10 protein-coding genes are annotated in these 12,851 nt (G+C 38.5%); 8 read left to right on the forward strand and 2 right to left on the reverse strand.

Annotated features, from left to right (window positions below; genetic code table 11):
• The first annotated feature begins 17 nt into the window (after positions 1-17).
• The 6 genes from copB (at position 18) to P3R27_RS02820 (ending at position 9,370) form a co-directional block, all read left to right on the forward strand.
• Positions 18-2,153: a copper/silver-translocating P-type ATPase CopB gene (gene copB / locus P3R27_RS02795; protein ID WP_404830953.1), complete on the forward strand. Its 2,136-nt coding sequence runs from the start codon at positions 18-20 to the stop codon at positions 2,151-2,153.
• Positions 2,154-2,539: 386 nt separating this feature from the next.
• Positions 2,540-3,862, forward strand: coding sequence for a hypothetical protein (locus tag P3R27_RS02800; RefSeq protein ID WP_034687303.1), 1,323 nt, complete (start codon positions 2,540-2,542; stop codon positions 3,860-3,862).
• 42 nt (positions 3,863-3,904) lie between these two features.
• On the forward strand, positions 3,905-4,486 hold the full coding sequence (locus tag P3R27_RS02805; RefSeq protein WP_034687302.1) for a prevent-host-death protein: 582 nt from the start codon (positions 3,905-3,907) through the stop codon (positions 4,484-4,486).
• A gap of 710 nt (positions 4,487-5,196) precedes the next feature.
• Complete coding sequence (locus P3R27_RS02810) at positions 5,197-5,667, forward strand: hypothetical protein (RefSeq protein WP_034687300.1); 471 nt, start codon at positions 5,197-5,199, stop codon at positions 5,665-5,667.
• Between the two features lie 141 nt (positions 5,668-5,808).
• On the forward strand, positions 5,809-6,693 hold the full coding sequence (locus tag P3R27_RS02815) for a phosphate ABC transporter substrate-binding protein PstS family protein (RefSeq protein ID WP_034687299.1): 885 nt from the start codon (positions 5,809-5,811) through the stop codon (positions 6,691-6,693).
• Positions 6,694-6,916: 223 nt separating this feature from the next.
• Positions 6,917-9,370, forward strand: a complete 2,454-nt coding sequence (locus P3R27_RS02820; protein WP_126134211.1) for a cation-translocating P-type ATPase — start codon at positions 6,917-6,919, stop codon at positions 9,368-9,370.
• 100 nt (positions 9,371-9,470) lie between these two features.
• On the opposite strand, the gene P3R27_RS02825 is transcribed toward P3R27_RS02820, so the two are convergent.
• On the reverse strand, positions 9,471-11,213 hold the full coding sequence (locus tag P3R27_RS02825; RefSeq protein WP_034687294.1) for a sensor histidine kinase: 1,743 nt from the start codon (positions 11,211-11,213) through the stop codon (positions 9,471-9,473).
• Positions 11,210-11,914 (reverse strand): response regulator transcription factor, encoded by a 705-nt coding sequence (locus P3R27_RS02830; RefSeq protein WP_010734999.1) that lies wholly within the window; start codon positions 11,912-11,914, stop codon positions 11,210-11,212. The genes P3R27_RS02825 and P3R27_RS02830 overlap by 4 nt, the downstream gene beginning before the upstream one ends.
• Positions 11,915-12,041: 127 nt before the next feature.
• On the opposite strand from P3R27_RS02830, the gene P3R27_RS02835 reads away from it, so the two are divergent.
• Positions 12,042-12,494: a 2-thiouracil desulfurase family protein gene (locus P3R27_RS02835; RefSeq protein WP_034687292.1), complete on the forward strand. Its 453-nt coding sequence runs from the start codon at positions 12,042-12,044 to the stop codon at positions 12,492-12,494.
• Between the two features lie 10 nt (positions 12,495-12,504).
• The gene (locus tag P3R27_RS02840; RefSeq protein ID WP_010735001.1) at positions 12,505-12,843 is read left to right on the forward strand and encodes a putative DNA-binding protein; all 339 of its coding nucleotides are present in this window, start codon (positions 12,505-12,507) and stop codon (positions 12,841-12,843) included.
• Positions 12,844-12,851 lie beyond the last annotated feature (8 nt).

A 12,851-nucleotide genomic window follows, 5' to 3' on the forward strand; every position in this document is an offset into this window, starting at 1 on the left:
AGCAAAAAAAACAAACGATGCACGAGCATCATCATGATGAAATGAAGCAACAAACGAACATGACACACCATAAAATGGATCATACGAATATGGACCATACAAAAATGAATCTCGAGAGCATGGCACATGAGTATCACTCAATGGATCATAGTTCCATGGATCATCATGACCATATGAGCGGCGGGATGGATCATTCGATGCACATGGGGAATTTTAAACAAAAATTTTGGTTGTCATTGTTGTTAGCGATTCCGATCATCTTATTTTCTCCCATGATGGGCATGGAATTTTCCTTTCAAGTGACTTTCCCTGGCTCTGATTGGCTCGTCTTGATTCTAGCGACCATCTTGTTCATCTATGGCGGACAACCCTTTTTAAGTGGCGCTAAAATGGAATTGAAACAAAAAAGTCCAGCAATGATGACCTTGATTGCTATGGGGATCAGTGTGGCCTATGTTTATAGTGTCTATTCTTTTATCGCAAATCTTATCAATCCACATACTCATGTGATGGACTTCTTCTGGGAATTGGCGACGTTGATCGTCATCATGTTATTAGGGCACTGGATCGAAATGAGTGCCGTTTCTAATGCAAGTAATGCGTTACAAAAATTAGCAGAATTATTACCTGAAACGGTCAAACGATTACGAACAGATGGGACAGAAGAGACAATTTCTTTAAAAGAGGTCAAAGAGGGCGATCATTTAATCGTTCGAGCAGGAGATAAAATGCCAACGGATGGGAAGATCCTGAAAGGTGAAACAATCGTGGACGAATCTGCCGTAACTGGCGAGTCCAGAGGGGTCAAGAAGCAAACATCTGATCCAGTGATCGGGGGTTCGATCAATGGAGACGGCACTATTGAGATCGAAGTGACTGGAACTGGTGAAAATAGCTATTTAGCCAAAGTCATGGATATGGTCCGTCAAGCACAAGGTGAAAAGTCAAAACTAGAATCTTTGTCTGACAAAGTAGCAAAATGGTTGTTTTATGTCGCATTGATCGCCGGTCTATCGGCATTTGTTGTGTGGCTCTTTTTAACCGATTTACCAACTGCTTTAGAACGGATGGTCACCGTCTTCATTATTGCCTGTCCCCATGCATTAGGTTTGGCGATTCCTTTAGTTGTTGCACGTTCGACGTCGATTGCGGCTAAAAATGGGCTGTTGCTCAAAAGTCGTCGCGCCTTAGAACAAGCCAATGAGTTAGATGTCATCATGCTGGATAAAACAGGTACGTTGACGGAAGGGAAATTCACCGTCACTGGTATCGAAAGCTTAGACGATGATTATCCTCAAGAAGAACTATTGAAATATCTAGGTGCCTTAGAGGCGAACGCCAATCATCCGTTAGCCATTGGGATCATGCGTTATTTGAAGGAACAAAATATTTCTCCTTATCAAGCTGAGAATCAAAAGAATCTTTCAGGGGTTGGCTTAACTGGAACAGTAGCAGATAAAAATGTAAAAGTAGTCAATGAAAAAGAAATCAAACGTTTAGGACTTAAAATTGCAAAAGAACGACTAACTCCTTACGAAGAACAAGGGAATACAGTCAGTTTTCTATTGATCGATGATCGTTTAGTGGGATTAGTGGCTTTAGGCGACATCATCAAAGTAGAAGCAAAAACCTTTATTCAAAGACTCAAAGAAAGAAATATCACTCCGGTGATGTTGACTGGTGACAATCTACATGCAACAGAAGAGGTCGCACAATACTTAGGTATCGAAGAGTATTATGGCGGACTTTTACCAAATGACAAGGAAGATATCGTCAAACGTTATCAGGAACAGGGGAATAAAGTCATTATGGTCGGTGATGGAATCAACGACGCCCCAAGTTTAGCACGTGCGACGATCGGGATGGCGATTGGAGCAGGAACCGATATTGCGATCGACTCAGCGGATGTGGTTTTGATCAACAGTGATCCAAAAGATATCTTGCATTTCTTAGATCTAGCCAAACAAACGAGAAAGAAAATGATCCAAAACCTATGGTGGGGAGCTGGTTACAACATTCTTGCCATTCCTTTAGCAGCAGGTATTCTTGCACCAATCGGGATTTTGTTAAGCCCAGCGATTGGAGCTGTCTTGATGTCATTGAGTACCGTAGTTGTAGCACTGAATGCGTTGACGTTGAAGATCAAAGAATGATCATTTTTAGTAAATAATTATGGAATAAAGAGTGAAACGACGATGTCAATACGGTCGGGACAGAAGTGTTCAGTCTCAAGAAATAAGGCGTCAGCCACGAAAATTGTTTTTCAAATTTTTGTGGCTGGCGCCTTATTTACGAAGAAGTTACTTCTGTTCCTGTTGTTTATCCGGTTTTAGGTGATGGGAGAGAACGAAGGTCCCACTTTTTTTGTCGTTGGTATGATTTACACAAACGAGAGACGTTGGTTTAATTTCTGGTTAATTTTGTAAATTAGTAAAATAATAAAAATAAAAAATATTTCTTTGCGTACTTTATATAAGAGACATTTTCAGAGTATTGATGAACCACTCTGGAAAAACTATTGATAGAGTGAGGTTAAGCAATGAATTGGCAAACATTACTAACAAAAAATGCACAGAATATCTTTTTACTGATCAACCAAATGAAAGATTTGGCATGGAAGAAAAGCGACTTAGCCAAAAGGATGGATGTCGATGTCAAAACGATCGATCGTTATTTGAAGCGATTGAAATCAGAGGATTATCCCTTAGAATTAGCGTATGACAAAAAAGAAGTCCAACTGGTCTACCACCAAGCATACAATGAACCATTTCTTTTGTTTGAATTTTTGATTCGATCGGATTCGTTCTGTTTATTACGGGATCTGATTTTACAAAGGGAATACTCCTTCGAATACGATCGTTCCGCACAAGAGCGATTAAAAAAATGGTTAGGGGATTATCATCTTTCTTTTTCCTACAAAAAGCGGCAAATCTATGGTTCTGAACGAAAAATCAGATATTTACTTTTTTGTTTTCTCAAAGAGTTCCCAACTTTTTTTAAGGAAGACCATGAGCAAACATTTTCAGAACTATTCATCCAACTTCTAGATCATCGTGCCAAACATACAGATATTGAGATTTTTACAAATCATCAATTGTTCTTCTATGAGATTTTTCCAGAACTACTCTTTCGCTCTGAACAAAAGCTTCCGACTAAAGAAAAGAATTATCGGGCTATCTTGCGCCTGAATAGCCATTTGATCACAGACAAGCGGTGGGAAAGGATCGAAAAAACCTCCGTCTATCAAAAATTATCGATCGTTACTGAAAAATTAGATTCATTATTTTGGTTGACGAATGATTTTGAAAGTTCCAACAAAAAGAACATAACAAGAGTACTATTCCAAGAGTGGTTAAAGTATTCAATAGGTCTTCATGATCGCTTTATCTATGAAGAAGCTGTTGCCTACCAAGCATTAGCAGACACGATCCCTAATTTTATTGAAAAATCAAACCAATTTCGTATCGCTTTGCAACAAGCTTTGTTTCAGCCAACAACCGATTGGGCAAGGATGTTGCTGAAATTATTAAATGAACGAGGCTATCTGGAGATGTATGCACCGGAAGTAAAAATCGTGTTCTTTTTTCGCTATGATCATGAAGAAGCTAGACGACTTGCAGCCATTTTAGATAAAACGTTACGTCATCGCAAACGCACATCGATCCACGTATGTACCAGGAGTAAGCCACCTAGTTATGCTCAACTTGTCATCACAGACCACTTTTTTTCTGCTAGTCTCACTAACGATCAGAAAACTTATTTTTATCAAGATTCACTTGGAATCGAAAAACTATTATCAGACATCGATTATTGGATCAACACAAAAATAACTTTTACGAGTAAACGAATCATCGAACGCTAGAATATGCTATAATGGACTGGAAAAACAAAGGAGGAAAATCCATTGGAATTAAAGAAATTAGAAGTACCTACATCTTCGATTACAGAAGTGAAAAGATCGCCGATGGATGTGTTTGACCAAGCTAGAAAAGCTGAAACAGGCGTATATATTTTTAATCGTGAAAAAGTTGCTGGTGTGATGTTGACCCAAGAGCAATATGAGACGTTGTTGCAAGAATTAGCCACGCTTCGCCAACTCGTTACGACAGAAACAGAAGAAGCAAAAACAAATGGAACTGAGACAAACGAACCATTCACAAAAAATCGCACGGCCATCGTATCCACTTCTGAATCGTTAGATGAATTGGTCAGCGCCTTAAAACAATATTTAGTTACAGGTGTGTCTATCTCTGCTAAAAATCTTGATGAACGAATGGTGGCATTAGGATTCATTACGAAGAAAACTGGTTTTGGCGGGGTTGTTGATATGCTCAATGAATTAACAGAAACGGGTAAAATCAATTACCAATTAAGGAAAAAACCAAATGGTAAAATCGTGATCGCAGAAATCATCGGTGAACAAGATAGTCAATCTCAACTATTCGATAAGCTGATCATCAAAAAAATCTATTTACATGAAATATAAAAAACTACGAAGTGTTGCCTTGACTGCTTCGCCAAATATCGAACCTTGGCCAAAAAGAAATATAAAAATAAAAGTAGAGCCCTCTAACGACCGCTAACCGTCTCTGGGTGCTTTACTTTTATTTTGCTATCTAAAAAAGTGAACGCTTATTTTACTTGCTTACGCGAATAGGCAAATATACTTCCCCAAATGATTCCTAATAATTGTGGAAATAAGTAAATACCAGTGAGTAGTAAGATGATCTGTTCAGGGGAAAAGGATGATATAAAAAATGCCATTCAGTACATTTAGCAAAACATAAATAAGAGGTGATCGTAGAACAAAGATTGCCAAGATCCAATGTTCCTAAACGATTGGCTCGTCTCAACGTAAAACCAAGAAAAAAAGCCCAAAATATCAATAGTATAAATAGGATGACTGAATGATAGTAATAATCTAAAAGTAGAGCGAGATAAAAATAAGGCACACACATCGATAAGTAGATTGTATTTTTTATGTAGAATAATTGCAAAGGTACATTCCTCCAAGTCAGTTCTCCTTGGTTTTTATTGTAAAATCAAACAATTAATAATCCATTCTTTTTAGAAATATTCTGAATAAAATGAATAAACTCTCATTGCTTTATTCTTAAAAAACTAGTCTTTCCCCTCAGATTTTTTAGAGAAATAGCATATAGTATGATAGATGGAGTGTCTTTTGGGAGGTTTTGTATGAAAAAGAGAATAAAACTAGAACAATTGTATTTGTTTCTTTGGTTTTCCCCAATTTTTCTTTTGCCTTTTACATGGGTGAATGCAGTAGTACAAGGTGCCGAGATTCTTGGCATCATCAATGGAAGTGGCTTTATTATTTCCAAAAATTTTCCGACATTGACCCTTTTTTATTTTTTGATCAGTGTGAATTTGATCGTTTCAAAAACATTTATAAAAAAGTATAATTGGCATTTGATCCAGTTTTCTTCTATGCTGGTCTTTACATCTTATTTTTCGATATTACCGAGGATCATCATCGGTCCGAATGGATTAAGTGAAAGTGGACTAAAAGATACAAGCTATTCTGCGATGTATTTTTTGACCATCAAACCTTGTTTTTATGTAGCGATTGCTTCCTTTGCGTTAGCAGTTGGCCTATTCTATTATACAGAGATCCGTGAACAATCCTTACTTATAGAAAAGATTTAGTTTTTTGTAGGACGTCCATTTTCGGACGTTTTTTTGTTTTACGATATATTTACACAACTTAACAATAACTTTACATATTCAATATCTAGGATTTACAGTACCCTGATACAATCAATTTGTAACTAAGAAAGGGGCATATAAATGAAAAAAGTTTTATTTTCTTTAGGAGTATTAGGTTTTATCTTAGCTGGATGTGGTTCTGGTTCAGGAAGTACGGATGGATCAGCAAGCAACTCGGCTAGTTCAGATAATCAAGTAAAAATCGTAGCGGTCGGTTCAACCGCTTTGCAACCTTTAGTTGATGCTGCACAAGAAATGTTTACACAAGATAACCCCAACTATCAGATTTCTGTTCAAGGTGGCGGAAGTGGAACTGGTCTTAGTCAAGTAGCGTCAGGTGCTGTAACAATCGGAAACTCTGATGTATTTGCAGAACAAAGAGATGGAATCGATGCAAGTAAATTGGTAGACCATCGTGTAGCAGTTGTTGGAATGGCACCAATCGTAAATAAAGATACAGGCGTTGAAGATATTACAAAAGAACAATTGATCGACATCTTCACTGGTAAGATCACTAACTGGAGTGAACTAGGCGGAGCAGATCAAGAAATCAACGTCATCAACCGTGCAAACGGAAGTGGCACTCGTGCAACCTTTGAATACTGGGCATTAGATGGCGCTGTACCAATACAATCTCAAGAACAAGATTCATCAGGAACAGTTCGTCAAATCGTTTCACAAACACCAGGCGCGATCAGCTATTTAGCTTTCTCTTATTTAGATGATTCTACTCAAGCGTTGAAAATCAACGGTGTAGAACCAACTCCTGAAAATATCTCAGACAATAGCTGGGAAATCTGGTCTTATGAGCATATGTATACAAATGGCGAACCAGAACCAGAAGTGAAGAAGTTCTTAGACTTCATGATGACTGATGCCGTTCAAGAAGGACCAGTTAAAGATTTAGGCTACCTACCAATCAGTATGATGAAAGTTGAGCGTGACGCAGAAGGTAATTTATCATAAGATTGAATCCATCTTTCAATCACATGTTTATTCATAACGACTACCATAGATCATTAAGCTTAGTTCCTCGCTGAGGATCTAAGCTTTTTTAGTTTGTTGTCCACTCTACGTTTTTGTTTTTTTCATATGACAGTTTTGAAAGAAGAATATCAGTTATATCTGAGGATTTATTGGACGAAATGACGTATGGTTAAAGAGTAGAAAAAAAGTTGAGGGATTAGTTATGAGAAGAAAAGATAAACAGCGAGAAAAACAGATACAGCAAATGTTGGCACAATTAGAACGCATTGATCCTAACAAAAATGAAGGGCTGACAGACACACAGGTACAAGAAAGAATACGTGTTGGCGCTGTCAATCAAGCAACGAGTTCTACATTTAAAACGAATAAGCAAATCGTGATGGAGAATGCCTTTACTTATTTCAATCTGATTTTTTTAGTCTTAGCGATTCTTTTATGTGTCGTCAACTCCTATAAAAATTTGACTTTTTTACCTGTCATATTGGCAAATACGGGCATTGCAATCTATCAAGAGATTCATTCCAAGAAAATTTTAGATCAGTTGAGCATGTTACATGCCGCAACAGTCAAAGTATTACGGAATGGTCAAGAACAGAAGATAACTATCGAAGAGTTAGTTCTAGATGATCTCGTCATTCTAAAAACAGGAGACCAGATCCCTGCAGATGGAAAGATCATAGACGGTAATCTACAAGTGAATGAAGCGCTATTGACTGGTGAAGCGGATGAGATAAGTAAGGGAATCGGCGACGAATTAATGTCGGGAAGCTTCATCGTCGCGGGTAATGCGAAGGTTCAGTTGACACGAGTCGGCAATGAATCTTATATTGCCAAATTAACGATGCAGGCAAAAGAAATGGGGACAGGAGAACAATCAGAGATGATTGCTTCGTTAGATAGGATCATCAAATGGGTAGGGATCATCATTATCCCCATTGGATTGACCTTATTTTCTCAAAGCTATTTTTACAATGGCAATACGTTGAGGGAAAGTATTGTTTCGATGGAAGCTGCGTTGATCGGTATGATTCCTGAAGGACTGTACCTACTAACGACGATTGCTTTAGCAATGAGTGCGACACGCTTAGCGAAACAACAAGTGTTGCTTCATGACATGAAAAGTATTGAGACGTTAGCACGAGTGGACGTATTATGTGTCGATAAAACAGGAACAATCACTGAAAATGCGATGGACGTTCAACGTGTGCTGATTTCTGAGAATTCTTTAGCAAAACAAACAGCAGATCAGTTAGATGAATTACTTGGTGACTACGCACAGGCAATCGAAGCTGACAATGAAACGATGCAAGCAATCAAAAATTACTTTACGAAGCATTCTGACAGGGAGGCAACAGCAAGTTTACCCTTTTCTTCTGTGAGAAAATATAGCAGCGTGACATTTGCGGATAAAACGTATGTCCTTGGAGCACCAGAAATGGTCTTGCGTGAAGCGTTCACAAATTATGCCTCTGAATTTAGCGCTTATACGGATCAAGGCTATCGTGTATTAGTTTTTGGTGAATACCAAGGGGTACTGTCACAAGAAGACTTGGAAGAAGCCGTTATCCCGTTAGGTTATTTATTGATTGCTAATCCGATTCGTCAAGAAGCGAAAGCGACGTTTAATTACTTTAAGAAACAAGAAGTTGCTATCAAAGTGATTTCTGGAGATAACCCAGCGACAGTTTCTCATGTTGCAACACAAGCAGGTATTTCAAACGCGGAGCAATATGTGGATGTCTCCTCGTTAAGGGAAGAAGAATTTCCAGAAGCAATGGAAAAATATACCGTCTTTGGCCGTGTCAAACCAGAACAAAAAAAGGAATTTGTCCGTTTACTAAAAGAGAAGCATACAGTGGCGATGACTGGGGATGGTGTAAATGATATCTTAGCGATGAAAGAAGCCGATTGTAGTATTGCGATGGCATCAGGGAATGAAGCGACGATGCAAGCTGCACAAGTGGTCTTGTTGGAATCAGATTTTTCTAAAATGCCAGAGATTGTTGGCGAAGGCCGGCGTGTCGTAAACAATATCGAACGGTCTGCCAGTCTTTTTTTAGTAAAAAATATTTTTTCATTCTTACTGTCTGTTTTTTCTGTTCTTTTTGCATTCACTTATCCATTAGAACCTTCACAAATCACATTGATTAGTTTATTTACGATCGGGTTACCTTCCTTTTTATTAGCATTGGAAGAAAATGAAAACCGAATCGAAGGCCGATTCATTGAGAACGTCTTGGAAAAAGCCATTCCGGGTGGTTTGACCGATATGATGGTGGTAGGCGCTTTAGTCGTGGGTGGTTCAATTTTAAATCTGAACAAAACCGATACGTCGACAGCCTCAACTATGTTGCTGATCGTTGTTGGCTTTTTAGTCCTTTATAAAATCTGTCAACCATTGAATCAATTTCGAACACGGATCATGCTATTTTGTGCAAGTGGAATCGTCTTTTCTGTTGTCTTCTTGCATAAACTATTTTCAATATCAGCCATTTCTCCAGTGTCTATCTTAATGGTGGTCATGCTCTTTTTCGCAGCAGAATCCATCTTTCGTCAGTTGACCTTTTTCGTGGAAAAATATTTGCATTTAGGTAAGATCGATACGACACGTACGAAAAAACGTTGGAGAAAAGTATTTCCATTTTTCAAGAAGTGAGCGAAGACTTGTTGGGTACAAAGAGATAGCGTCAGCCTCCTAAAACAGAAATGTTCTTGGAGGTTGACGCTTATTTCATTTATACCTATCTGGTTCACGATTAATTGATTTTAGGGATCATCACAATAAAGGTAGAGCCAATACCAGGATGACTTTCGATTTCCACTGTACCATGAAGTAAATTCACGTATTCTTTCACGATCGACAATCCTAATCCTGTACCACCTGAATGGCGACTACGCGCTTTATCTACACGATAAAAACGTTCAAAGATGCGTTCTTGATCTTCGCGATCGATACCAATACCAAAATCTTGTACAGAGAAAATCAGCTGATCGTGGCTTTCGTAGCGAATGATGATCTCACTTTCTTCTTTTGAATATTGGATCGCATTTTCAAACAAGTTTTTGATGATCGGGTAAAGCAAATCAGGATGTGTCGTAAAGGCAGTATTTTCTCCAATCAATTTGATCGTCAACTGTTTTTTCCGAATCATTGGTTGATAGCTTTGGATCACCTGTTGGAAATAAGGCTCCATATAGATCGTTTGGGTTTCATGTAAACTCTCTTCGTCTTTTGATAACTGAATAATTTCTCGGATCAGCTTATCTAAACGAATCGCATCTTTTTGCATGATCAATAGAAATTCAGTCAGTGTGTCGGGATCTTCTTTTGCACCGTCCAGTAAAGTCTCAGTAAACCCGATCAAAGAAGTGACAGGTGTTTTTAATTCATGTGAGACATTGCCGACAAAATCTTTTTGCATTTTTTCTAAATGTCTAACTTTTGTCAGATCATAAGCAACACCTAAAATTTGTCCAGTATCCTCTGAACTATTGAAATAACGCAAGCTGATATCCAATGTTTGCGTACCGTCAGCAATCGTGACTTCTTGATGAACGATTGGTTCAGTCGGAGAAACTTGATGGATCAATTGGATCAATTTTGGTTCGCGGATCACTTCTGTGTAATGTTGATTTTCTTGATAGTCTTTCACACCTAGATGGACTTGCATTTTTGGATTAAGCAAGCGCAGTGTGGCATTGGAGTCAATCAGAAAGACACCGATCATCAATTCATTCAACAAGCTGTATAATTGCTCTTCCGTCGTCGTATAGGCGCGATACATTTTGGTCATCTGTTCACTCAAGCCATTGATCGTCTGATATAATTCTTCCCATTGATCAGAAGTCTGCATAATGATCTCCGTTTGTTCCGGGTTCTTGACCATCTTTTTCAAAACAGGAATCACTGTTTTGAGTGGTTGGTTCCGTTGGTAAATCAGATAGTAGATCATAAATGTCAATAAAAGAAAGAAAACCAAGAAGAAACCGAATACCCAACGGCGAAAACTTTCCGTTCGAGGAAGAAAGCCACTTGTAGGTTCAGCGATGCGAATGATCGCTACCAATTTCCCATTGACTTTGATAGGCAAGGCGACATAAAGTAATTCTTCGTTCAATGTCGTACTCTGACGAAGCGAAGTGCCAAGCGTACTGCCTTCTAAGATCGCTTTGATTTCCGGACGTGTTTTTCTTTGTTCATGCAGAGAGGATTCTTCCGTGTCATAAATGATCGTGCCAGTTTGATCGATCAATGTCACTCGTTCATTGGATTGATGGACAAAATCATCCAGAACTGCTTTATTACTAGCAGAAGCTGGATTCTCGACATCTAGTTGACGAGCCAATAACTGCGCTTTTTTAGTCAAATAACTTTCTTGCTGTTCGATGATCTGTTGTTGGAAATAATGGGAGATGATCTGCCATCCACCAAAAAATAAGCCAAGTAACAAGACGAGAAAAAATAAGCGCTCGGAGAATTTTTTCCATTGGTTTTTCATCGTTTTGGTTCCTGGAATTTATATCCAAAGCCCCGAACAGTCAGTAAATATTTAGGATGTTTCGGATCACGCTCGATTTTTTCACGTAAATGACTGACATGGACATCAACAATGCGACTTTGTCCAGAAAAATCAAAATTCCAGATACGATCCAACAGTGTATCTCGGTCGATCACTCGATCTTTGCGTTTCATGAAATAAACAAGCAACTCAAATTCTTTCGGCGTGAGTTCGATCGGTTGGTCCTCAATCGTCACTTGATAATTCGTCAAGTCGGCTTTGATTTGTCCAATTGATAAGTATTCTGGTTCTGCCTCATCAGATTGAGTTTTACGCGGCTCGATTCGACGAAAGATGGCTTTCATCCGCGCAAGGACTTCCCGAGGACTGAAGGGTTTCGTCAAATAATCATCCGCACCGATCTCCAGTCCGATGATTCGATCGACTTGATCATCTTTAGCTGTTAGGATCAATATAGGTGTGTCATTTTTTTCTTGACGAAGTTTTTGTGTGATCGCGATACCATCGATCGAAGGAAGCATCACATCTAAAATAATGAAATCATATGAATGTTCTAATGCAAGATCAAGACCTTCTTGACCATCTGCAGCACTGGTTACTTTATATCCTTCTTTTTCAAGATTGAATGTCAGTAATGTTACAATTGAGGGTTCGTCATCAACAACTAGTACTTTTTTCATAAATTCTCCTTTTGATAAATTTCATCTCCTTTATTTTAGCACAGAATCGGAGGCAAGGACTATTTAACCAGCTAAATAAATGGTATAATATAAAAGCAATTTGCTCAGCTAAAGGAGAAAATGTCCGATGATTGGTATCAGTGCTTGTTTAGGTGGCGTCTCATGTCGCTATGATGGCCGGGAACAAACAATCCCTGCCTTAAAAAAACTCGTGACAGAAGGTCAAGCAATCATGATCTGTCCAGAAGTAGCAGGAGGTTTGCCCATTCCAAGAGAACCAGCAGAAATCGTTGGTGGTGATGGGTTTGATGTCTGGGATCATCAGGCAAAGGTCATGACGATCTCTGGAGAAGATGTCACAGAAGCCTATAAAAAAGGTGCGATCAATGCTTATCAAGTTCTAAAGGAAAAGCAGATCTCAACGTTGATCTTAAAAGCAAATAGTCCTTCCTGCGGCTCGTCAACTATCTATGATGGTAGTTTCACTGGTAGTCTGAAAGAAGGCATTGGTGTAGCCACCGCCTATTTTCTCCAACAAAAAATCAGTGTCTGCTCAGAAGAAGAGTGGATGGATCAATGAGGTGAGTTGAATGGAAATTGAGAAAACCAATCGGATGAATGCTCTTTTTGAATTTTATTCGACACTGTTGACTGAGAAACAAATGAATTATATGGAATTATATTATGCAGATGATTTTTCACTTGGAGAAATCGCTGAAGAATATGAAGTCAGTCGCCAAGCAGTTTATGATAATATCAAACGTACGAGCAAGATCTTGGAGAATTACGAAAAAAAACTCCACCTTTTTTCTGATTATGTCGTTCGTGAACAGTTGTTGACAGAATTGACGAACTATATCAATGAACAGTATCCTGAAGATCAAACGCTGCAAGGATACATCAAAAAAATTCAAGAAATCGAAGAATAACAAAAAGG

Origin of the sequence: Enterococcus spodopteracolus, assembly GCF_030441955.1 — a bacterium.
Lineage (GTDB): Bacteria > Bacillota > Bacilli > Lactobacillales > Enterococcaceae > Enterococcus_B > Enterococcus_B spodopteracolus.

Coding starts and splice junctions, on each gene's coding strand:
- P3R27_RS02840 (WP_010735001.1), top strand. CDS start 12,505: ATGGAAATTGAGAAAACCAATCGGATGAATGCTCTTTTTGAATTTTAT.
- P3R27_RS02835 (WP_034687292.1), top strand. CDS start 12,042: ATGATTGGTATCAGTGCTTGTTTAGGTGGCGTCTCATGTCGCTATGAT.
- P3R27_RS02830 (WP_010734999.1), bottom strand. CDS start 11,914: ATGAAAAAAGTACTAGTTGTTGATGACGAACCCTCAATTGTAACATTA.
- P3R27_RS02820 (WP_126134211.1), top strand. CDS start 6,917: ATGAGAAGAAAAGATAAACAGCGAGAAAAACAGATACAGCAAATGTTG.
- P3R27_RS02800 (WP_034687303.1), top strand. CDS start 2,540: ATGAATTGGCAAACATTACTAACAAAAAATGCACAGAATATCTTTTTA.
- P3R27_RS02825 (WP_034687294.1), bottom strand. CDS start 11,213: ATGAAAAACCAATGGAAAAAATTCTCCGAGCGCTTATTTTTTCTCGTC.
- copB (WP_404830953.1), top strand. CDS start 18: ATGCACGAGCATCATCATGATGAAATGAAGCAACAAACGAACATGACA.
- P3R27_RS02810 (WP_034687300.1), top strand. CDS start 5,197: ATGAAAAAGAGAATAAAACTAGAACAATTGTATTTGTTTCTTTGGTTT.
- P3R27_RS02815 (WP_034687299.1), top strand. CDS start 5,809: ATGAAAAAAGTTTTATTTTCTTTAGGAGTATTAGGTTTTATCTTAGCT.